Below are 22802 nucleotides of genomic sequence, written 5' to 3' on the forward strand. Positions count from 1 at the left end.
TTAGCGTTTTGTTTTACTTTTCAATACATTCAATTATCTGATATGCAACGCGTAATGCTTCTGTTCCATCTTCTAAAGTTACTATAGGCGTGGTATTGTAAAGGATAGCATCAGCAAATGATTCTAACTCATCTAAAATAGCATTGTTAGGATGTACACTAGGATTATCAAAATAGATTTGTTTTTTTACACCTTCGGCATTTTGAAGAATCATATCAAAATCACCAGGAGTTTCCGGAGCATCTTTCATACGAACTACTTCACAAACTTTATCAAGATAATCTACCGATATGTAAGCATCTTTCTGGAAGAAACGTGATTTTCGCATATTCTTCATCGAAATTCGGCTTGAAGTAATGTTGGCAACACAACCATTTTCAAATTCGATACGGGCATTGGTGATATCAGGCGAATCAGAGATTACAGCGACACTACTTGCATTGATTGATTTTACTTTTGATTTTACTACACTTAGAATCGCATCAATATCGTGAATCATTAAGTCTAAAACTACAGGTACATCTGTTCCGCGAGGGTTGAATTCAGCTAAACGATGTGTTTCGATAAACATTGGGTTGCTAATTTTATCTTTTATAGCTTTAAAAGCAGGGTTAAAACGTTCTACATGTCCTACTTGCCCTTGTACATTATATTTTTTTGCCAAAGTCATAATAGCTTCTGCTTCTTCAACTGTGGTTGCAATCGGCTTTTCTATAAAAATATGCTTCCCAGCTTCAATAGCCTGTTTAGCGCATTCAAAATGTTGTAGCGTGGGAGTTACAATATCTATAACGTCTACAGCTTGTATTAAATCAGCAATAGTATTGAATTTTTTATAACCAAATTCAGCTGCTACTTTGTTAGCATTATCTTCAAAAGGGTCATAAAATCCTACTAATTGGTATTTTTTAGATTGATTAAGTAATCGTAAATGTATTTTTCCAAGGTGACCAGCACCTAAAACGCCTACTTTTAGCATAATTAAGAATTTGAACAAATGTAAATCATTTATTCGAAAAATTATTTAAAAATCAATTCAAATCTAAGTTATAAAATGCACCTTTATTTTTTGAAGTTTCTATTGAATGTTTTACAATTAGATATGCAGTAGCATTGATATTTCTTAATTCACAAATTTGTGGGGATATGGTTACTTTTTTAAATAATTTTTCAGTATCTTCATAAAGATAATTTAAATGGTCTAAAGCGCGTTCTAGTCGTTGGTTTGATCGAACAATTCCAACAAGATCATTCATGATATTTTGAACAGATTTTTTGTTGTGTGAAATAAGAATTAATTCTTTTGGATCAACCGTCCCTTCTGTATTCCATTCTGGTATTTCAGGGAAATGTTTTTCTAAATCAGTTATGTTTAGAAGAATATCTTTTGCGATGATATGTCCAAAAACTAAAGCTTCTAAAAGAGAGTTTGAGGCTAGTCGATTAGCGCCATGAAGTCCTGTTTTTGCAACTTCCCCATTAGCATATAAATTATGAATAGAAGTATGACCAAGTTTGTTTACTTTGATGCCTCCGCACATATAATGCATAGCTGGCAAAACGGGAATAAAATCTTTAGCTACGTTTATTCCTATGCTTTTGCATTTTTCAACAATGTTGGGAAAATGTTTGTAGAAATCTTCTTGATTTAAATGTGTGCAATCTAAGTATACACATTCGCTTCCCGAGGTATTAATTTCCATGTTAATGGCACGAGAAACAATATCACGTGAAGCTAGTTCAGCTCTTTTATCATAGCGAAGCATAAAGCGTTCTCCTGATTTATTGCGTAAATGAGCACCAAATCCGCGAACGGCTTCAGAAATTAAGAAAGCTGGACTTTTGCCAGGTTCATACAACGCTGTTGGATGAAATTGTATGTATTGCATGTCTTCAATGACTGCTTTGGCTCTAAATGCCATGCCTACTCCATCGCCAGTAGCAATGACTGGGTTAGTGGTAGTGGCATAAGTTTGCCCCGAACCTCCTGTAGCTAAAATTGTTTTATGAGCTAAAAAAGTATTGATTACACTAGTTTTTTCATTTAAAATATAAGCTCCATAACAATGTATATCATCTTGCCCTATTTCTATTTTTTTATTGGTGAAATGATGTTCTGTAATTAACTCGATAGCAAAATGATAGGGGAGAAATTCAATATTGGGTAGATTTTCAATTTGTTTTATTAAAGTCATTTGAATTTCATAGCCAGTAATATCTTTGTGGTGTAAAATTCGGTTAGCAGAGTGTCCTCCTTCTTTTCCTAAGTCATATTGGTTGTCTTTATTTAGGTCAAAATCAGCTCCCCACTGTATTAATTCGTGTAATCGAATAGGAGCGTTTTCAACTACTAAGGTTACTGTGTTTAAGTCATTTTCGTAATCGCCAGCTTTTAAGGTGTCTTCTATATGACTTTCAAAAGAATCTTCTTCGTCCCATACAGCGGCAATTCCACCTTGGGCGTATTTAGTGTTGGATTCGTCTTTATTATCTTTCGTTGCAACAATAATTTTTTTTTTTGGGGGAGTTCTTTTGCTAATTTGATAGCTGTAGACAAGCCTGCTACTCCAGAACCTAAAATTAAAATATCGGTTTTTGTGATGCTCATTTATTTAGAAATTTCTAACATTGCATTAATGGATTTTACTGCTTTTTTTCTTAAACTTTCATTTATTTCTATGTTAGGTAATTCGTATTTCATACATAGATATAATTTTTCTAAGGTATTTAATTTCATAAACGCACATTCGCTGCAATTACAGTTATCATCATTAGCTGGAGCTGCAATAAAAATTTTATGAGGGACTTCTTGTTGCATTTTGTGTAGAATTCCCACTTCAGTTGCTACAATGAATTTTTTAGCATCTGTTGTTTTTACATAATTTAATAAGCCAGCAGTTGAACCAATATATTTAGCTATCTTTAAAATGTGTGCTTGTGATTCAGGATGTGCTATAATTTCTGCATCAGGATTTTTTTGATATAAGTCTATAATTTTATCAATAGAAAATGCTTCATGTACTAAACAAGCCCCATCCCAAAGTAACATATCACGTCCTGTTTTTTGTATTAAATAAGATCCAAGATTTTTGTCAGGAGCAAAAATTATAGGTTTTTCAAGAGGGATTGAGTTAATGATCTTTTCAGCATTTGATGAGGTGCAAACAATATCTGTTAGAGCTTTGATTTCGGCAGAGGTGTTTACATAAGAAACTACTGTATGATTAGGGTGTTTGTTTATAAAAGTTTGAAAGTCTGAGGCAGGGCATGAGTCGGCTAATGAACAGCCTGCTTTTAGATCAGGTAGTACCACTTTTTTAGTTGGGTTTAATATTTTAGCTGTTTCTGCCATAAAATGAACCCCTGCAAAGACGATTAAATCAGCAGTTGTTTCAGCTGCTTTTTGTGCTAGAGCTAAACTGTCTCCTACAAAATCAGCTATATCTTGTATTTCTGGACGTTGATAATAATGAGCTAGAATAACTGCATTTTTTTCTTTACGCAATCTGTTGATTTCGTCAATATAATTGACATTTTTATTTTCAATTTTTAAAAATCCATTTTTAATTATATCTTTTTTGCAATTTCTAAATTGTTCATACCTAAAAAGTTTGCACAAAACTAGATAGTAGATCAAAATTAAAATATGATAATTGTTAGTTTTATAAGAAAATCAGGTTTTGTTAAGTGTGAATTTTATCTTAATTTTACCGAACTATTATGAGAGATTTACCCAAACATCAAGGACTTAGAAATCAGTTAGTAAGCCTTTTAGAGCAAAAAGGGATTACTGATCGAAATGTGTTAGAAGCTATTAGAAAAATTCCAAGGCATCTTTTTTTGAATTCTAGTTTTGAAGATTTCGCTTATCAAGATAAGGCTTTCCCTATTGGAGCTGGTCAAACTATTTCACAGCCTTATACTGTTGCTTTTCAATCGGAACTTCTTCAGGTTAAAAAGCATGATAAAATACTAGAAATAGGAACGGGGAGTGGATATCAAACAGCTGTTTTGTGTGCAATGGGGGCAAAGGTGTATTCCGTAGAAAGACAAAATGAGCTATATAGAACAACTTCGTTGTTATTACCTAAGCTAGGGATATTACCAAAGCATTTAACGTTTGGAGATGGTTATAAAGGGTTGCCTAATTTTGCTCCTTTTGATGGGATTATTGTTACAGCAGGAGCTCCTTATATACCTCAACCACTAATGGCACAATTAAAAATTGGAGGTCGTTTAATTATTCCGGTTGGTGAAAATGTTCAAATAATGACGATGTTAATTCGTAAAAATGAAACTCAATTTGAAAAACATGAATTTGGTGATTTTAGATTTGTGCCACTTTTAGAAGATAAAAATTAGCCTATAATTATTTATAGGCTTTTTTAATTCTATCTAAATCACGTTTATTGTCACGATCTTTAATAGTTTCTCGTTTATCGTAATTTTTCTTTCCTCTACACAAGGCAATATCTAGTTTAGCAAGGCCTTTTTCATTTGTAAACAATCGCAAAGGAATAACCGTTAGTCCTTTATTTTGAACATCTTTTAAAAGTCCTTTTAATTCTTTCTTGTTTAAAAGAAGTTTTCGTTCGCTTTTAGCTCTATGGTTATAATGTGTTCCAAAGGCGTATTCTTCAATATTAGAATTAATAACAAATAACTCACTTCCGTTAAATTCACAAAAGCTCTCAGCAATTGAAGCCTTGCCTAATCGAATTGATTTGATTTCAGTACCGGTTAATACTATTCCAGCTGTGTATTTGTCAATTATTTCATAATCGAACTTAGCTCTTTTATTAAGTATGTTGACTGTTTTTTGCATAGGATTGCAAATTTATAAAAATTATCAAGGATTAAAATTAATTTATAAGAAACAGTAATTAGTTTTTTTTATTTTTAAATTATTATATTCGTAATACAAACCAAAAAAATATATTAAAAATGAAAAAAAAGTTAATTAAAATTTGTTTTTTATCTGTTATGGCTTTTACTTCTTGTATTAATGATGATTCTTTGTCTGAGCAAGAGAAAATTGTAATAGCTGAAAACCAAAAAGAACCTTTATCAAATAGAGAAGTCAATAGTAAAGTTCTTTTTCATGTAAAAGCAGGAGAACAATTTAATTGGAATATGGCAACAGCACACGAAATTTGGAGTGCTATTCAAAATGGAAATAAAATTTGCACCATAGGTTTTGGTAATAATAAAAATGATTTTGATAGAAAGAAGACATCAAATCAAGCACAACTTCAAGATCAGTTATTAAAGCTTATAGCTAAATATGAAGAAAAAGAAATAGCAAAAATATTATTAAATGAAGATCCCTATTTAAATTTAATAGATGTATACATAGAAAAACAAGAGACTGTTATAGCTTTAAAAAGATTAGGTTATGTACGTTATGTAGAACCTGGAGATTATAAATTAGAAGAAATATCAAGTCAGGCTACTAAAGACTCTTCATCTTCTTCAGGATGTGGATTAGAAAGTGAAGCAGTTAGTTCTACTGATTATACAACAATTACTCCTAATGCAAAAGTTCCTTGGGCATTTTACACTCATAATATACCTTCTGCATGGGAATATAGTACAGGAAAAGGAGTTACTCTAGCAATTGTAGATACAGGAGCCTCTACAGTAAATACATTACTTAATTCTAATTTTAATAATGGATATTCTTCAGGAAGAACAGTTCAAAAATATGGGGTTTATGTAGATTCAATTTGGCCATGGTCAACAGGATACGATGGTGCAAATGACAAATGTGGTCATGGTACTAGTATGTCTTCAGTTGCAGCTTCTCCTCGTAATGATAAAGGACAGCCAGTAGGTGTAGCATATAATTGTAATTTAATCACTTATAGAGCTGCTTCTAATGTCGTTCTAGATGGTTATCAAGAACTAGAAGGAGTTAAAAAAGCTTTTACAGATTTAGGAAATAATCCATCTGTTCGTGTCATATCTATGTCAATGGGAAATATTATATCTTCTAGTAAAATTGAAGATGGTATTAAATATGCCTATAGTAAAGGGAAGCTAATTTTTGTGCAGCTGGAACTTCTACTAATTTTACATCCTCTGTTGGAGTTATTTTTCCAGCGTGGATGGCTGAAACAGTTGCTGTTACAGGTTTGAAAGAAGCAACAAATTATCAGGCTTGTGATATTTGTCATACTGGAAATAAAGTTGAATTTGCCATTATGATGCAAAGAAGTACTACAGGAAATAAAATACCTGTAAATAGTTATTATGATGGACAAGGTGATTATGTAGGAGGTTCTTCTGTTGCTACAGCTGCTACAGCTGGTATTGCAACATTAATATGGGCTAAGAATCCAAGCTGGACTAGAGATCAAGTTTTAAACAAATTACGACAATCTTCAGAATTCTATGGGAATAAACATCCAGAATTTGGTTATGGCATGCCAGATGCTTTAAAAGCTGTTCAATAATAATAACCCTATTTAAAAATAATAAGTTGTCCAAAAAGATTGAAGAACATTTTGAGTTATCAAAAAAATAATGTACAGATTATTATACCTGCTGATTTAGAAGTACTAAATCAGATAAATTCTTTACTTTTTGGACAATCTTAATTTATAATAACCAATAAAGAGTAAGATTTTTTATTTGAAAGTAAAAAAACTTAACTTAGCCATCTTTATTTTGATGAAAAATGTCAAAAATTATTATACTTACTCCAATGGATATTGAACGTGAAAAGGTAGTAGCGGCATTATCTAAAAATAAAAACTCAAATCATATTTTTGAAGTCATAGTATCAGGTATAGGAAGAGAAAGTACAGCCAAGACAATGATGAATTTACCACAACATGATCTTTGTGTATTAATGGGATTTGCCGCAGTCGTAGGAAAAGAAAGAGAACTACCACCTTATCTTAGTATGGGTAAACCTATCGAAATTACAACAGCCTCATTATATGGTTATGAGGGAGGATTGTTTGAAAATGGAAAACCTATTGCGACCAACTCAAAAACGAATTTGCCCAATTTAAGTTCGCTAACATCAGATAAATTTGTTAGAACGACCAATTTAGCTCCTCAAACAGTTGTAAATATGGAGGATTATACATTCATGTATTTAAAAAAAGAGCATGATATTATTATTCGGATTATCTCTGATTTTTTACCTCATGAAACCGAAATTGATTTCTTTGAAGAAGTTAAAAATATTGACTTTTTTGAAGCAGTAAAGGTTTTAGAAAATGTATGAGTATTGAAATGAATACATATTAAATGCCTTTATGTTAGATTCAAAGCCATTTTTAGCTGTAATAAACTTCTAATGCGTAATCTGGGGTAAACCCAATAAGGTTCGTTTTTTATGAATTATTATTGCTCATAAAAAACGAACCCTATTTTTAGAAGTTTATAAAGACAATCAGTTAATTGCTTTGTGAGTTGTTTTTTTGCAACTTACTGTTTTTCTTACCATAAAAGAAATAGATTAAAATCCCTATCCCAAGCCAAACAAAAAGGCGTATCCACGTACCAAGAGGCAAAGAGAACATCATCAACAAACAGGTTGCTATGCCAAGAATAGGAACGAGAGGAACCAATGGCGTTTTGAAAGGTCTAGGCAAATTGGGCTCTTTTTTTCGTAAAATAAGAATTCCTATACACACCATTACAAAGGCTAACAATGTTCCTATACTCGTCATTTCACCCACCACATGAATAGGAACTAATCCAGCAAACAAACTAATAAATAGGCACAACAAAAGGTTTGATTTGTAGGGAGTGTTAAACGTAGGATGCAATTGCGAAAATACTTTAGGTAACAAACCATCATTACTCATTGCATAAAACACCCTAGATTGTCCCAGTAAATCCACTAATATTACCGAAGTATAACCAATAAGAATAGCCATAATAACCGCTGTACCTAACCATATATAAGGAGTTTTTGCAATAGCAATAGCCACAGGAGCAGCACTGTTTTTAAACTCTGTATAATGAGCTAATCCAGTCATAACATAACCAAAAGCGATGAATAAAATAGTACACACAATCAATGATCCTAAGATACCAATAGGCATGTTTTTTTGTGGATTTTTCGTTTCTTGTGCCATAGTTGCTACAATATCAAAACCAATAAAGACAAAGAAAACAACCCCTGCACCACGTAATATACCTGATACACCAAATTCTCCAAATGTCCCTGTATTTGCTGGAATAAAAGGACTATAGTTTTCAGGGTTAATGTACTGCCATCCTAAGGCAATGAATAGTAATACAACCCCAACTTTTAAAGTTACTACAATGGCATTAAACAACGCCGACCCTTTAGTTCCTCTAATAATAATAGCGGTTATCAATGCAATGATCAAAACAGCAGGAAGATTAATAATACCGTGTATGATTTCACCATTTTGTCCTTTAGCAGTTTCAAATGGAGACATTACTAATTGAGGTGGTAAATAGACACCAAATTTCTCTAAAAATTTCACTAAATATTGGGACCAACTAATACCTACTGTGGCTGCTCCAACCGAATATTCTAAGATCAAATCCCATCCAATTATCCAGGCAAACAACTCACCTAGAGTAGCATAAGCATACGTATAAGCGCTACCTGATACAGGAACCATTGATGCAAATTCGGCATAACATAATGCACTAAATGCACATCCTACCGCAGCAACAATAAATGATACTATTACAGCAGGACCCGTATTGTTGGCCGCTGCAATACCTGTTAATGAAAAAGACCAGCGCCTATAATAACGCCAATTCCTATCATAATTAAATTGAAACCTCCTAGGCTTCTTTTTAAACTATTTGTTCCTGTATTGGAAGCCTCTTGTTGTAAGGCTTCAATCGATTTTTTTAACATAAAAAGCAAAAATATAATAGTTTCGAGACTTGAATTTTTTTAAACCTAAATCTTGTTTTTGAAATAGTTTTAGATTGGAATAGATTTCTAATGCATAATTTGGTTAAGACGCCGCAAAGATAAGGGAACTAATTTAGAGTGATTGAAAGGCTAACTGATTAATATTTTGAGGAAAACAAGTATATTATAGCTTTTTTCATCGGTGTCGACTTTTCAATGATAATAAGTTTGTATATAGGGAGTAACATAATTTTTTTTTACTAAAATGACCTGACATCATTTTACACAAAAATGCACTTTTGAAATCGTTGAGCAACTAAATTTTTGAATAAACGTAAATCCCAATTATGCATTAGATTTCATAACGAAGTCTACTATATAATTTGGGATTAAAAGAAAAAAGCAAGCTATTTTTGAGGTATGTAGTGCAATACAAATTTAAAATTTAAGAAAAATAAAATAGATTACGTTGTGAAAAAGCAATTAGAGGTGTTGGAATTCAGTTAGATAGCGATAGGTTATTTCTTTAGACTGAATAAAAATATCAAGTATCATTTGGATATTTAAAAAATAAATTACAAAATTTGCGTCAGAAAATTAATAACAATTAAAAACGAAGAAAAATGTTTGTATTCAATTTAGACAATTTCGGTTACGGATCAGCAGGAGCTGGTGTAACGCTTCTTCGTGGTTTTGCTTTAAGTTAGAAAAATAACTTCACTATATGATAAAACCCGAAGACAATTAGTTTCGGGTTTTTTTGTACATTCTAGATACCTCACAAAATTTTCCCGATGGTCGTGTAAAGTCTGTAAAGACTTATTATTTAGTATTTTAAGGAAATTTAAAATTTAACGATTTAACACATTTATAAAATGTAATGGATTATTGCGCCAACGATTATGCGTTGGGCGCTCGTTTAAAATCGAAACGAAGAAGGAAACGTTTGGCAAGGAAGTCAAAAGAAAAAAAGGTAATGGCATTACACAAACTCGAAATGGATTTGTGGAATCAAAAAGAAACTTGCCTTTAGTACCTCTTGAAAAACCGTATCAAAAGGGTTGGCTACGTTTTTTTGTAGTCCGTGATGATGTACAACGAGTAGATACATTGGGATTTTTTACCGAATTGCTTCAAAAAATGAATAACCATTTATGGTCAGATAATAAGCGATTTACTAAAAGAAAACGAAAATTCCAACGCAGAATAGAGGTTCCTATCGAACAAAAATTAAAACGATTTAGTGAAATAGAATGGACTGATCCAAATTGTAAACTTACCCCAAAAGAGAAAGAATATTTTCAAGCTGTAGAAGAGTGGGATATACATAGAAAACGCTATTGCACTTACTATGAATTTAAGGAAAAATGGCGCTTTGTACTCAGAGTACGCCCCTATATGATTACCCACACAAAAGCAGTAGATGTAGCATTAGAAAGAGACTTAAAAAGAATTGAAAATTACATCGAAAAAAATAATCTTCGAAACCTTCAAAATAGATTGGTTTATGGGAGAAGTTTTAAGTGGAAGGTAGAGGAAAAAGAGATAAAAAATCCTCTACAGTCAAAGTCCATCGTCAAGATATATCAAGAATATCTTGACGAAAGAAAAGAAAAACAATTATGGGAAATAAATTATCAGGAAAAGACCTAATCAAGTTAGGCTTTCCAAAAAATAATGCCATCAATATTGCTTTAGGGCAAATTAATAGATATCGAAAAAGAGAAAAAAAAGAGCGTATTTTAACAGAGGCAAAAGAAGTTTTGTTATCGCCAGAAAAATTTAAAAACCACGGTACGTGGGGAAAAGTAGCCGAGGGATTAGTGAGTCCAGTTCAAGTCAAGTTTAATGAATTACGAAACACAAGAGCGCCTTTTTCCATATTTGGTGAAAACGAAATTGAACAGCAAGCTAAGTTCCAATTGTATGACGCTTTAAAATTGCCCGTAGCTGTTCAAGGGGCTTTAATGCCTGATGCACATTCTGGTTACGGATTGCCCATTGGCGGTGTATTAGCTACAGATAATGCAGTGATTCCTTATGGAGTAGGAGTAGACATAGGATGCCGAATGAGTTTGTCAATCTTGGATTTACCTGCTTCGCAACTTAAAGGGAAAGAGCATCAGTGGCGAAAAATTCTGTTGGATAATACTAAGTTTGGAATGACTGAGACACACAAAATTAAATCAGATCATCAAATTTTTTCAGATCCAGCTTTTTCAGATATTCCTTTGCTTAAGCAATTGCTTGGGAAAGCCTACAAGCAATTAGGAACTTCGGGTGGAGGAAATCATTTTGTAGAAATAGGAATTGCAAAACTAGATAATCCTTTGAAGGAATGGAATTTGCCATCAGGCGAATATGTAGCGATTCTATCACATAGTGGTTCAAGAGGTTTAGGCGCAAATATTGCCAAACATTATACGTATCTCGCCACAAAACAATGTCCGTTACCTAAAAATGTGCAACATCTCGCGTGGTTAGATATGAATACACACGACGGACAAGAATACTGGATGGCGATGAATCTAGCAGGAGAATATGCAAAAGCCTGTCACGAAGATATTCACAGACGAATGGCAAAAGCAATAGGTAAACGAGTGTTATTGACTATAGAAAACCACCACAATTTTGCGTGGAAAGAACTAGTAAATGGTCAAGAGTGTATTGTGCATCGCAAGGGAGCAACACCTGCTGCCAAAGGGGAATTAGGAATTATTCCTGGTTCGATGACGGCTCCTGGATTTATAGTAATGGGAAAAGGAAATCCAGAAAGTCTTAATTCGGCTTCGCACGGTGCAGGGAGATTACATTCTAGAGCCAAGTGTAAAGCCAAGTTCACCCAAAGTGATATCAAGAAAGTCTTAAAAGACAAGGAAGTCGATTTGATTGGCGGTAGTATCGATGAAGCACCAATGGCGTATAAAAACATTAACACCGTAATGGCGCTTCAGGAAGAATTAGTTGACGTATTGGGAACATTCACCCCAAAATTTGTGAGAATGGATAAATAAGATGTACTATGGGAGCACCACATAATATAAATAGATACGGCGAATTGTGGAATCAATCGCGTATCGATGAAGGTTTGAAAATTCTTTCGATTTTGAAAGAATACATAATTATTTCTGGAGGTTGGGCTTGGCACTTTATGAGTGTCCCTAATCATACAGAATACAAACACGCTCACGATCATAAGGATATAGATGTTTTTGTTCATCCTAAAAATGTTTCAGAAGTAATGATGCTTTTACAAGCGAACAACTTTGAAAAAGTATGGACACGTTACGATCACTTGCCTAGTCAAGAGAATTTTAGACGTTATGAAAAAGTAGTAGCGTTGGAAACTGAGAAACCTTTTAGAATCACTATCGATTTTTTTGAAAGAGAAGATATTGAAGCAGTGGAAAGCAATGGTTTTTATGTTGTAAATCCCAGCCAGTTGCTAACTTTTTATAGAAATATTCATTCTAGTGACAAATGTTGGGCGGTAATGAGAGCGAAGGAATTTTTAGAGAAAGGGATTAATCCCATAGGGAGAAAAGAACTTTCTGAAATTCCTGATACTAGACCTGACAGGTTTTTAAAACCTGTTAAGTCTCATAAATAAAAGAAAGACAAATGGAAAAAATAATTCAAATCACCTCAGGAAGAGGACCTGCCGAATGTGATTGGGTAGTCGCTCAAGTACTAAAACGACTACTAATTGAAGCTGATGAAATGCGCTTAGTAACGGAAGTACTCAGTAGGGAAGCAGGACAAGAAAATGGAACCGTAGTTTCGGCTATGGTTTCCATTCAAGGCAAAAAGACAGAAGAATTTGTAAACTCTTGGTTAGGAACCATTCAGTGGATTGGTCAAAGTACGTTTAGAAAATTTCATAAACGCAAAAATTGGTTTATTGGAATTTTTGAAGTCAAATCAGAAAATCGAGTGGCTGTTAATGAAAAAGATATTCAGTATCAAGCGATGCGAAGTTCAGGAGCTGGGGGACAACACGTAAACAAAGTGAGTTCTGCGATTCGTGCTACTCACATTCCTACAGGAATTTCGGTGGTAAGTATGGATTCGCGTTCGCAGCATCAAAATAAAAAATTGGCTACCGAACGACTATTTCAAAAATTAGCCGAGTTTGATAAAAGTAGTTTGCAACAACAAGTGCAAGATACGTGGATGAACCAAATGCAAATTCAAAGAGGAAATCCAATTAGAGTGTTTGAAGGAACCGATTTTAAACGAGAGAAAAAAGTAAAGAACTTTAAAAAAGAAAGACAGCAACTTAAGTGCGATTTGAAGAAGGAATTCTTGAGTAATTAGTGAAAAGTGAATAGTGAAAAGTGAACGGTAGCCCCAGAGGGGCGAAATATCCTAATAAAGGAAATAGGAGATGTAATAGCCCCAGCGGGGCGACATATAAAAACGTACACTAATACTGTGCAACTAAAAAGAAAAAAATTATGCAATCAATAGATAAATATGTAGTACAAGCCTTGGATAATTATCCGTATTGGCTTGAAGGAACCTTAGAGTCATTGGGATATGCCTTGGCGTATGACAACAAAAATGTGATGGCACTTGGTTTGTACGGACGCTTGTATGCCGAACAAATGCAAGATTATGAAGCGGCAAAACAATATTATGCAGAAGCATTAGCTGCCGATATTCATGCTTTGGCGATATATCCGCATTATGCTGAGGTTTTATTGTTGAATGAAGATTATGAAGAAGCTTCAAAGCTAATTGAATTCTCATTGACAATTAAAGGAATTAACAAATCTCAAATGTTGTTAAAGAAAATCCAATTGTTAGAAAGACAGCAGGATATTAAAGCAGCATTGAAAATGATTAAGGGAGTAAAATTAATTTCCTTTACTAACGATTCTTATGAAATTGACCAAATAGAAAAGCGATTGAAAGATAAAAAAGAATTGCTAAAACCTAAAAAGTCTAAGAAAAAGAAATCGGAGAAGAAGAAAGATAGAAAATAAGTTAGCAGTGTTCAGTATTCAGTGTTCAGAACTTAGTTTTCAGATATTTTAAACGAAAAACTTAGTGTGACTTTGTGCTAAACTTCGTGATACATTATGAAACACAAAAAACAAAAAAATAAAGAATTATGGCAAAATTATTAGATAAAATACTCGTAGTCGATATAGAAGCTACGTGTTGGGAAGGCAAACTTCCCGAAGGTATGATTAGTGATATTATAGAAATTGGTGTTTGTTTACTCGATGTACAAACAGGTGAAATAAGTGATAATCGAGGGATTTTAGTACACCCCGAACGTTCCACGATTAGTCCGTTTTGTACAGAATTAACCACCATTACGCCCGAGTTAATCGAAAAGGAAGGGATTCCGTTTTCAGAAGCGTTACGCATTTTAAAGAATGAGTATAAAAGTCAAAGTCGCGCTTGGGCAAGTTTTGGTGCCTACGATTTGAAGCAGTTTCAAAGGCAATGTCAGGATTTAGGTAAAGGTTATCCATTTAGTCCATCGCATATCAATGTGAAAACCTTGTTTGCACTCAAAAACAAACTAGGTCATGAATTAGGGATGGATGGTGCGCTAAAATTTTTGAACATTCCTCTAGAGGGGACGCATCATAGAGGTGTGGACGATGCCAGAAATATCGCGAAGATTTTAAGGGAAATTTTGAAATGAATCCTTTAAGAGTAACTTAGTAGTTATTATGCAAAACCTAACAGGTTCGAAAACCTGTTAGGTTTATAAAAAATTAAAAAAATGTTTACAGCAGAAATAAAAAGTAGAATAGGAGAAGACATCTCCATCTTGATAAAACCCGAAAATTATTCCTATAACTTTATTTGTGAATGTGGGGACGCTAGTGATTTAACGGTAAAAGAATGTCAAAACACCGAAGCCATTTTTATAAGCCACACTCATATTGACCACTTTGTCAATTTTGATACCATTCTTAGGCATCAAATAGGGATTCAACGAAGAGTTATTATCTGTGGCCCAGAAGGAATCACCAACCAAGTGCAATCTAAAATTAGAGCCTATCAATGGAATCTTATTGAAGAAAATGCAATTGTTTACGAAGTAAGAGAAATCAAAAACGACAAGAGCATTATTTGTTCAGAAATTAGACCCGCTACCTGGGATATTCTTCCACTCGAACAAGAAATAGAACACCTATATAGTAATGATAAATTTTATGTGGAATTTGAAATTTTAGATCATAAAACAGCTTCTATAGCATACTTATTTAAAGAACGAGATACGGTGAAAATTGATATTGCAAAGAGTAACTTTAAAGGCGGGGCTTGGGTTAACACCTTAAAAGAGGCTTTTAGTAATAAAAATCAAGAAGCCTTGATTACTATAGAAGAGCAAACTTTTACAGCCAAAGAATTGTATCATTTATTAGAAATTAAAAAAGGAGATACTTTAGGTATAATTATGGATCACGGTGCTAATGAATCCAACCATTCCAAAATAATGGAACGATTTGAAAATTGTAATACGGTTTATATAGAATGTTTTTACAAAAAGAAGATCAGGAGCAAGCTCAACAAAATTATCATAGTTACTCAGCACAATCGGCTTTGATAATGAAGAAATGCAAGGTTAAAAATGCCATTCCAGTACATTTTTCCCGAAAATATAAAGAGGATGATATCCAAATGATATTGAAGGAGTTTAATGCGGTGTATGCTGAAAATTAGTGAGAAATAAAAAGTGATAAACCAGCTGGAAGGCTGGTTTTATTGGAATTAAGACACTATCCTACAAAGTGTGTAAGTTAAAAAGTTTAGGCTTGGATTTTATAATCTGAGCCTTTTTTCAAATATAAGATTAAATTGGTTTAAAACAATACCCCAATTTTGTATTGGCATCGACCATTTTTTAGTTGCTTCTTTTAAGGCAAGGTAAACCGATTTTATTACCGCCTCATCTGTTGGAAACGACATTTTGTTTTTGGTGTACTTGCGAATTTTCCCATTAAGATTTTCAATTAAATTTGTGGTATAAATGATTTTGCGGATTTCTAACGGGAAGTCAAAAAGATGGTTAATTCGTCCCAATTTTCCCTCCAAGATTTGATAGCATATCCATATTTAGATTCCCATTTTTGAGCAAAATCTTCTAGAGCTAACTCGGCGGCTTGTTTTGTTGGTGCTGTATAGACTAGTTTCATGTCGGTTGTAAATTGCTTTTTATCTTTCCATACGACATATCTACAAGCATTTCTTATTTGGTGAACCACACAAATCTGTGTTTGTGATTCAGGAAAAACAGAACGTATGGTTTGAGTAAATCCGTTTAAATTATCGGTAGCCGTTATTAAAATATCTTCCACTCCGCGGGCTTTTAAATCGGTTAAAACACTCATCCAGAAGCTTGAACTTTCATTCTTACCTAACCACATACCAAGAACTTCTTTTCGTCCTTCATGATTAAGTCCTACTGCTAAATAGATAGTTTTATTGATTACTTTTGAGTTTTCACGAACTTTGAAAACAATTCCATCCATCCAAACAATTAAGTAAACTTCATCTAATGGTCTGTTTTGCCAGGTTACTATCTCACTTGCTACTGCATTAGTAATTCTTGAAATGGTAGAAGTTGAAATGTCAAAATTATACATTTCTTTGATTTGCTCTTCAATATCACTAACACTCATTCCTTTAGCATAAAATGAAATGATAACATTCTCTAAACCATCAATAATATTATGTCTTTTAGGGACTAAAACAGGTTCAAAACTACCTTCTCTATCTCTTGGGACTTTAATTTGATCTTCTCCAAAGGAAGTCTTAATCTTCTTGGTTCCATGACCATTACGATAATTGCCGTCAGAGGTTTTTTGATGTTTTTCGGTATCTAAGTGAGCATCTAGTTCGGCATTGAGCATGTGTTCTACTGCTCGTTTATGCATTTGCTTAAAAAAGGAAGATAAATCTTCTCCATTTTTAAAGGATTTAAAAAAATCCTTGTTGTTTAATAAGTCTTCTTTGTCTATCATAACTATGTAAATATATAAAACGTTAAAAAGTTATTTCCGAAAAATTTTAGCTCTTTTAAGCGAGCTAATTTTTCAGAATAACTTTTTAACTTACACAGTTTGTGTTATACTGCCGGAATTAACTTAAATATCTTCTATGCCATTCAGATTCATCTAGTCCCACTCTTGATAATTGTGATGTGTATTCTATAATTATTCTCTGAGAATGTAAATCTTTTAATTCAAGAACCCATTTAAAATGTTCATCTTCGTATTTTTGTTTAAACACAAATGAGCCATCAGCTTCTTGTTCAGCTTTAATAATTCCTTTGTCATCTTTGCAAACAAATTTTATAGTTCTTATAGCAAATGAATTTTTAATTCTTTTTAGTTTTATACCATCAGGAGTTAAAATATCAAATTTTGATTCAGAAACTGTAAGAGGGATGAATAAAAACTTTCTCTCTTTATCTTTAGGTATTCTGACACTATCACATTTCTGTTGAATACATATATAGTAACTATCTGGAAATTGACTGCTCTTTATTACAGTTCCAAGAGTTAATTTTGGAATGGTAGAATTGGGTAAAAAAAGACTTTTATGATGAGTTAGTTTTGAAAATTCCTTGTCTATATTTTCTTTATTTATATGATTTTCTTTATTTAAAAATAATATTGTATTATTTAATGAAAGCATTTCAAAGCTATCTTTCATTTTAGATTTTGACGTATTTGAATTGCTATTGAATATATCTGAATATCTTTTAACAACATCTTTATTTGAAGAATTTAGGAGGTCAAATAATAATTTTTGGGATCTAGTGTAATTTTCAACTGGATCATAACTTTTTCCATTTTTAGCAAGTAATTCTTGGTTTTCTTCAATTATATTCAATTGAATCCAATCTTGAATAAGATCTCTTATAATTTCATTAGTTTTATTGTAAAAAGTAAATCTGAAATACTATCACCAAATAATTCAATTAATAAATCTTCTGCGTCTTCTTGATTGGGTAATAGTGATTTATGGCTTAAAAAGCGCCATCCTTTTCTTTGGAAAAGAGACCTAATATTTTACTTGAATTTTCTCTTAAAATAGTTAATGAAAGTAAAGCAAAATTTGAAAGCAATCCGTTAGTCATTAAAGTGAATTCATCTACTACTAACTTCGGTAAATCTTTGTATTTAATAATTTTATCATTTAGGCCAACCAAGTGGTTAAATTTGTTATCAATTTCATCATCACCAACCGATGATTTTGCCCGAATTAATATTTTGGTGTTACTTGAATATATTTTACATGATTCTTTAACCAAATCATTTTTTAATACGTGTAGTTTATCAAATATTTGATCTGTAATGCCATTCAAATCTCTTTCTCCAGTATAAACTATAATTAATTTTAAACTTTCCTTATTTTGATTGATATCTTGAACAATATTTTTTAAAATATCTAAAGTATAAATACCTCTTGGATCATCGTCATCATCAGCATCTAGATCTTCAGCTTCATCTTTAGAAAGTATTATTTTCCAATCTAAAATTACAACGTCAGCCTTTTTAATAATGAATTTGTAATTTTCTATATCATCTTTAGTTTTTGGACAGTAAACACCGCAAACTTTTTTTTTCTTTAGCAAAAGCCATAGATACTTTTTGAGCATCAAAATCATGATTTGGATCTTCTGGTGTGATTTCGGAATATGCTAGGTCATCTATAAATACAATACTCTGTAAAAAATCATTTGCAATTTCTCTAGATTTTTCAAAAAAGGATTACTCATTATTATGGGATTTATTTTGTATAATTCTAAAGGTAACACTGCTTCCTTCTCTAGGTGAGATTGTAGATATTTCAAAATTTTCTGCATTTAATACTTCTTTACTTATGCTTAATCCCATTCCTCTTCCATTTTGTTTTCTTGAAAAGCCTAAATCAAAAATTCTTTCTCTATCTTGAATTGGAATTTCTATTCCATTGTTTGAAATGTATATGCCAGATTCATCGGCATGCATTCTTATAGTTTTATTTTCTACATTACTGTGATTTAACCAATATATTGCATTATCAATTAAATTAACAAATACTGGATAGAACGTCGAACGAAAACCATTTATTTTTGTGTTGCAAAGCCTTTAGTGTGTTTAAATTCAATATTATGTCTTTCCATTCTTGACTTAAATAAATCTATAAGAAATAGTTTTATTTCCATTAAAGAAATATCTTCTCTTTTTCTATTTAGTCTTCTGTTTAAAGGTGTAAATAAGTTTAGATAACCATCTAAATGTTCAAAGTTTACTTTAATGTTTTTATATACACTATCAAGTTGTTGATTAACATCAGACCAAGCTTTTAAATCTTTTATACTTCGTCTAATAGAGCGAACTGTACTACTAAATTCATGATGAAGAATACCAACGGCAAGCCCAAGTTGACTTAATTCGATGTCAGCTTGAACTCTATCCCTCAATTCTTCTAATTCCTCAGACATTGCATCAGAAATTTGGTCGTTAGTTATTATTTGTCCTTCTTCATCTTTTTCAATGTAAAAACTTTCAAATTGTCTTATAATTCTATCCATAACAAAAGTGTTACGATTACTTATAAGCTCAATTTCATTTTCCATAGATTTTCTCTCTTCAACAAGATTAAAGTCTTCAATATTATCGGTGCTTAAATGTTTAAATCTATCTTTTACAGATCTAATTTGATTATCTAAATCTAACATTAAGTCAGAAGTCAATTGCTTTATTTTATTTGAAACATCGGTAACAATTTCATTTGTTTCATTTCTTTTTTAGAATTTGATTTTTTTGCTTCTGTAGAGATAAATTCAACAGCTTGTTCTAATCTTTTACGTTTACTTATTTCTATTTTTAATTTGTCAATATATTCTTGAATTAAATTATCAATTTCTTTATTAGCATTATTAAATAAATTTTGCTCTAATAATTGAAACTCTTTTAAATATGTTTCAAAATCTAATCTATTTGCTTTTGAAATAGTAAAACCTTTTGGTCCAGAAATCGAAATTTTTTTCCTATAATCACTTAATTTTTGTCTTGCTTGAAATTCATAATCAATAATTCTTTGACTAGCTTCATCCGTATCTTTAATATAAATTACTGAACTTAGATTTTTTTTGCTTTCATCTAGAATAGAATTAACTTCCTGTCCAAATTTATTTGAAGTCAAATCTTTGAAAAAAGTATCTAAATTTTGAATAAATTTTTCTTTTTTCCCTTTAGAAAGTTTGTCTCTTCTTTCCAATGCCTTGTACACAGAATTTCTCTCATCTTTTTTTTGGTTAAAGAATTCAGACTGTGGTGTTTTTCCTTTTTCGTCAAAAAAATCTGCGGCTAATTGTACAAAGAAATTTTTTAAAATATCTTGAAGTTGGTGGAATGCTTTATTTTCAATAAAACCTTCTCTTCCAGCTTTTTCAACTAATTTATTGTTAGATGCCGAATTTATATCAATAACGCCAAACATTCTTCGATATGAAAAAAAGTATGTTCCAGCTCTTTTTGATCTGTTTTTTTCAATATCTAAGAAATCGTAATCGGAATCACCATAAGGAAGGACTCTAATGTTGTCCTTATATATGTAAAGCCCACCAAATTTATCTCCTTTAGCTTTAATAATTGAATAGTTTTCAGGATCAAGTAGTGAACTTTTAAGTTCACCTTGTAAATATGCTAGATTAATTCTAAAAGAACCACAATCAGTTAATTTAAAATTGTTTCCATTCCAATTAACAATATGGTTGTAAGATTTTTCTCTATATATTTTTACTAATCCATTAAATTGACCATATTCATCAAATAATCCTTGAAAATGATGATCTGCTAATTCAAACTCATCTTTATTAAAAAATTGTTCTTTGTCAATTATATTGTAGTAAGTTCCATCGTCTCCTCTATAATCTCTAAAAGAAATATCGATTACAGGAGTTGGATGGTTTGGAGTCATTGTATTTTGGAAGCCAATTAACATCTTTTCAATTTTAGTTGCTTCTTTGGTTTCTTTGTCACCTTCAATATCAAAAATTAAAGTTTCATTTACAGGATTTATGTAAAAAAATGTCCCTCCATTGTTCTCAGAAAATTTAAAATCTCCGACTAAATTGCTATTTAGTATTTTTGGGTCGATGTCAAAATTAATTATAGAAAGACCTATTTTTTCATAATCTTCATCTGAAATTATATTTTTCTCTTTAAGAAGAATTAGAGAATCTAAAACCTCTTGTTTTAAATCGTGAAATTGAATTAAATCTGGAATTTCATCAAATTCTTTAATTGGAATTATAATATCTTCTAAATTTATTCCTGGCAATTCAAACAATTCCCAATTAATAAACGCAGCAACTATTTTATATTCTTTTTCTCTTTGTTTGGCTTTGGAAATAATTAAAACTTGTTTACCAATAGAAGCAATAGCAAGTCTTCCTATTCCTTTCTCACCCATTACAGGTCTTAAAGGTTTTGAATTATCTTTTGGAGGTAAAGAAGTTTTTTTATTAACAAATTTACTTTCTGTACCAATTGTTAACCATCTAGTTTCAAATTCTTCTTTAGTCATTCCTAGACCATCATCTCTTAAGACAAGTAAATTTTCTTTCCTTAGAAAATCAATGTCAAACTTATCTGCATAAGCATCATGAGCATTTTTAATAAGTTCATTTATTGCCGTAGGGATTCCTGCAATTTGTTGACGTCCTAATAAATCTAGTGCTCTAGCTCGGGTTTTAAATTGCGCCATTAAGATGATTTTTAATTATTGCTTTGCCTATCGAGGCAGCATATTTAGGAGGTACAGCATTACCAATCATTCTGGCAGCATTTGCTATACTTGTCGTTTTAAATTTGTAGTTTTTAGGAAAAGATTGTAACACTGCACCTTCTCTTATAGAAATGGCTCTATTTTCGTCAGGATGAGCAAATCTTCCGTTTGAGATACTAAAAAATTTGGTTGTGATTGTAGGAGAGGGCTTGTGCCACCACATTCTACCATAGGTGTCTTTGAAGTTATTAGTATCGTTTTTATGACAATCAGGAGCTAGATTTTCATCGTGAGCATAAGACATTCTTGAGCCTCCATCTTTTTCGGTTAGGTTTAGTCTGTCAATATTTATTTGTTTTAGGCCTGCAACAGTATGCATAAAATCGGTTTCATCTTTATGTCCTGCCTCCACTTTAGGAAAACCATTATGTTCTCCTATCGTATCGTAAACAGTTTTTATTTTTCCTGTGTACTTGATAGGTTCTAAAACTTTATTGTTAACTCGATTAGCAATTAAAGTTAATCTTCTTCGGCTTTGGGGCACACCATATTCCATAACATTGTGAACACCTTGATGTACTTTATAGTTATTGTTTTCTAACCACAAAATGAAATCCTCTAATCCGCTTTCTTCTTTTCTTCTAATTACACCAGGTACGTTTTCAACGACCACATAACCAGGATTAAAATATTCTACAAATCGTCTAAATTCAATTAACAAACTTTTTGATTCAAAAGATTTTTTTTTATCGGTATTAATGATACTCCAGTACTGGCAAGGGCTACATCCAATAAGTATTAGATTGTCATCATTTTTTTTAAGATTCAGTTTTTTTCAAGTTCTTCGACTTGATAGTGAAATACATTAGCGTGAATAAACTCAGCACCTTTGATATTAGCTTCGTAAGTTTCTTTGCAAGTTATATCATAATCTATTCCAGCTAGAATTTTAATTCCAGCATTTGCCATACCTGAGCTCATACCGCCACCAGAACAGAAAAAATCAACAGCTTTAAGATTACTTTTTGGCATCTTGTTTAAGATAAAATTAATTAATTCAAAAATATAAAAATATACTGCTATTATACAAAAAACACCAACATTTCTGCTGGTGTTGTTCCCCATCACATTTTGTGAATGGTTAATGTCATTATTTTGAGTCATACGTTTTATTCCACGAGTATAAATG

The 22802-nt window shown here is 32.0% G+C and carries 24 protein-coding genes and 1 pseudogene; 11 read left to right on the forward strand and 14 right to left on the reverse strand.

Annotated features, from left to right (window positions below):
• Positions 1 to 13 precede the first annotated feature (13 nt).
• Genes JJC03_RS11860 through nadA form a run of 3 tightly spaced genes read right to left on the reverse strand, consistent with a single transcriptional unit; the run spans position 14 to position 3547 of the window.
• Positions 14 to 979: a Gfo/Idh/MocA family protein gene (locus tag JJC03_RS11860; RefSeq protein ID WP_088399051.1), complete on the reverse strand. Its 966-nt coding sequence runs from the start codon at positions 977 to 979 to the stop codon at positions 14 to 16.
• 52 nt (positions 980 to 1031) lie between these two features.
• Positions 1032 to 2612 carry an L-aspartate oxidase gene (gene nadB, locus JJC03_RS11865; protein WP_309597804.1) on the reverse strand — a complete coding sequence of 527 codons (1581 nt, stop codon included), beginning with the start codon at positions 2610 to 2612 and terminating at the stop codon, positions 1032 to 1034.
• A complete protein-coding gene (gene nadA / locus JJC03_RS11870; protein ID WP_235874382.1) occupies positions 2609 to 3547 on the reverse strand; it encodes a quinolinate synthase NadA in 939 nt (312 codons plus the stop codon). The genes nadB and nadA overlap by 4 nt, the downstream gene beginning before the upstream one ends.
• A 173-nt stretch (positions 3548 to 3720) precedes the next feature.
• Between nadA and JJC03_RS11875 the strand changes: the two genes are divergently transcribed.
• A complete protein-coding gene (locus tag JJC03_RS11875; RefSeq protein ID WP_088399057.1) occupies positions 3721 to 4362 on the forward strand; it encodes a protein-L-isoaspartate(D-aspartate) O-methyltransferase in 642 nt (213 codons plus the stop codon).
• A 7-nt stretch (positions 4363 to 4369) separates the two neighbouring features.
• On the opposite strand, the gene smpB is transcribed toward JJC03_RS11875, so the two are convergent.
• Positions 4370 to 4825 carry an SsrA-binding protein SmpB gene (gene smpB / locus JJC03_RS11880; protein ID WP_088399059.1) on the reverse strand — a complete coding sequence of 152 codons (456 nt, stop codon included), beginning with the start codon at positions 4823 to 4825 and terminating at the stop codon, positions 4370 to 4372.
• A 119-nt stretch (positions 4826 to 4944) separates the two neighbouring features.
• Here smpB and JJC03_RS11885 point away from each other — a divergent pair, with 119 nt between their 5' ends.
• The 3 genes from JJC03_RS11885 to JJC03_RS11890 all read left to right on the forward strand — a co-directional run bounded on the left by JJC03_RS11885 (position 4945) and on the right by JJC03_RS11890 (position 7237).
• Positions 4945 to 6138 carry a S8 family peptidase gene (locus JJC03_RS11885; RefSeq protein ID WP_258931875.1) on the forward strand — a complete coding sequence of 398 codons (1194 nt, stop codon included), beginning with the start codon at positions 4945 to 4947 and terminating at the stop codon, positions 6136 to 6138.
• Positions 6108 to 6455: a S8 family serine peptidase gene (locus tag JJC03_RS18025; protein WP_258931876.1), complete on the forward strand. Its 348-nt coding sequence runs from the start codon at positions 6108 to 6110 to the stop codon at positions 6453 to 6455. The genes JJC03_RS11885 and JJC03_RS18025 overlap by 31 nt, the downstream gene beginning before the upstream one ends.
• 224 nt (positions 6456 to 6679) lie before the next feature.
• Positions 6680 to 7237: a hypothetical protein gene (locus JJC03_RS11890; protein ID WP_235873363.1), complete on the forward strand. Its 558-nt coding sequence runs from the start codon at positions 6680 to 6682 to the stop codon at positions 7235 to 7237.
• A gap of 172 nt (positions 7238 to 7409) precedes the next feature.
• On the opposite strand, the gene JJC03_RS11895 is transcribed toward JJC03_RS11890, so the two are convergent.
• Both JJC03_RS11895 and JJC03_RS18860 read right to left on the reverse strand, forming a co-directional pair.
• The gene (locus JJC03_RS11895; RefSeq protein WP_309597805.1) at positions 7410 to 8717 is read right to left on the reverse strand and encodes an amino acid permease; all 1308 of its coding nucleotides are present in this window, start codon (positions 8715 to 8717) and stop codon (positions 7410 to 7412) included.
• Positions 8718 to 8722: 5 nt separating this feature from the next.
• Positions 8723 to 8860 carry a hypothetical protein gene (locus tag JJC03_RS18860; protein ID WP_309597650.1) on the reverse strand — a complete coding sequence of 46 codons (138 nt, stop codon included), beginning with the start codon at positions 8858 to 8860 and terminating at the stop codon, positions 8723 to 8725.
• Between the two features lie 1005 nt (positions 8861 to 9865).
• Here JJC03_RS18860 and JJC03_RS11900 point away from each other — a divergent pair.
• The 7 genes from JJC03_RS11900 to JJC03_RS11930 all read left to right on the forward strand — a co-directional run bounded on the left by JJC03_RS11900 (position 9866) and on the right by JJC03_RS11930 (position 15434).
• The gene (locus tag JJC03_RS11900; protein ID WP_235873365.1) at positions 9866 to 10513 is read left to right on the forward strand and encodes a hypothetical protein; all 648 of its coding nucleotides are present in this window, start codon (positions 9866 to 9868) and stop codon (positions 10511 to 10513) included.
• Complete coding sequence (locus tag JJC03_RS11905) at positions 10483 to 11874, forward strand: RtcB family protein (RefSeq protein WP_235873367.1); 1392 nt, start codon at positions 10483 to 10485, stop codon at positions 11872 to 11874. Before JJC03_RS11900 ends, JJC03_RS11905 begins: the two co-directional genes overlap by 31 nt.
• Before the next feature lie 8 nt (positions 11875 to 11882).
• Complete coding sequence (locus JJC03_RS11910) at positions 11883 to 12470, forward strand: hypothetical protein (protein WP_235873368.1); 588 nt, start codon at positions 11883 to 11885, stop codon at positions 12468 to 12470.
• 11 nt (positions 12471 to 12481) lie between these two features.
• Positions 12482 to 13177 carry a peptide chain release factor H gene (gene prfH / locus JJC03_RS11915; protein WP_235873370.1) on the forward strand — a complete coding sequence of 232 codons (696 nt, stop codon included), beginning with the start codon at positions 12482 to 12484 and terminating at the stop codon, positions 13175 to 13177.
• A gap of 140 nt (positions 13178 to 13317) precedes the next feature.
• On the forward strand, positions 13318 to 13848 hold the full coding sequence (locus JJC03_RS11920; RefSeq protein WP_235873371.1) for a tetratricopeptide repeat protein: 531 nt from the start codon (positions 13318 to 13320) through the stop codon (positions 13846 to 13848).
• A 128-nt stretch (positions 13849 to 13976) separates the two neighbouring features.
• Positions 13977 to 14522 (forward strand): 3'-5' exonuclease, encoded by a 546-nt coding sequence (locus tag JJC03_RS11925; RefSeq protein ID WP_235873372.1) that lies wholly within the window; start codon positions 13977 to 13979, stop codon positions 14520 to 14522.
• Between the two features lie 81 nt (positions 14523 to 14603).
• The gene (locus JJC03_RS11930; protein WP_235873373.1) at positions 14604 to 15434 is read left to right on the forward strand and encodes an MBL fold metallo-hydrolase; all 831 of its coding nucleotides are present in this window, start codon (positions 14604 to 14606) and stop codon (positions 15432 to 15434) included.
• 215 nt (positions 15435 to 15649) lie between these two features.
• On the opposite strand, the pseudogene JJC03_RS11935 reads toward JJC03_RS11930, so the two are convergent.
• The 8 genes and pseudogenes from JJC03_RS11935 to JJC03_RS11970 form a co-directional block, all read right to left on the reverse strand.
• A pseudogene (locus JJC03_RS11935) lies at positions 15650 to 16851 on the reverse strand (IS256 family transposase).
• A gap of 118 nt (positions 16852 to 16969) precedes the next feature.
• Entirely contained in the window at positions 16970 to 17725 is a 756-nt protein-coding gene (locus tag JJC03_RS11940; RefSeq protein ID WP_235873374.1) for a hypothetical protein, read from the reverse strand.
• Between the two features lie 136 nt (positions 17726 to 17861).
• Entirely contained in the window at positions 17862 to 18494 is a 633-nt protein-coding gene (locus JJC03_RS11945) for a response regulator receiver domain (protein WP_235873375.1), read from the reverse strand.
• A gap of 112 nt (positions 18495 to 18606) precedes the next feature.
• Positions 18607 to 18948 carry an ATP-binding protein gene (locus JJC03_RS11950; RefSeq protein ID WP_235874383.1) on the reverse strand — a complete coding sequence of 114 codons (342 nt, stop codon included), beginning with the start codon at positions 18946 to 18948 and terminating at the stop codon, positions 18607 to 18609.
• Positions 18945 to 19559, reverse strand: a complete 615-nt coding sequence (locus JJC03_RS11955; protein WP_235873376.1) for a hypothetical protein — start codon at positions 19557 to 19559, stop codon at positions 18945 to 18947. Before JJC03_RS11955 ends, JJC03_RS11950 begins: the two co-directional genes overlap by 4 nt.
• 20 nt (positions 19560 to 19579) lie before the next feature.
• Entirely contained in the window at positions 19580 to 21592 is a 2013-nt protein-coding gene (locus JJC03_RS11960) for an ATP-binding protein (protein ID WP_235873377.1), read from the reverse strand.
• Positions 21579 to 22442, reverse strand: a complete 864-nt coding sequence (locus JJC03_RS11965) for a DNA cytosine methyltransferase (protein ID WP_235874384.1) — start codon at positions 22440 to 22442, stop codon at positions 21579 to 21581. Before JJC03_RS11965 ends, JJC03_RS11960 begins: the two co-directional genes overlap by 14 nt.
• Complete coding sequence (locus JJC03_RS11970) at positions 22439 to 22777, reverse strand: DNA cytosine methyltransferase (protein ID WP_235873379.1); 339 nt, start codon at positions 22775 to 22777, stop codon at positions 22439 to 22441. Before JJC03_RS11970 ends, JJC03_RS11965 begins: the two co-directional genes overlap by 4 nt.
• Positions 22778 to 22802 lie beyond the last annotated feature (25 nt).

The organism is Flavobacterium oreochromis, from assembly GCF_019565455.1.
In the GTDB taxonomy this organism is placed as follows: domain Bacteria; phylum Bacteroidota; class Bacteroidia; order Flavobacteriales; family Flavobacteriaceae; genus Flavobacterium; species Flavobacterium oreochromis.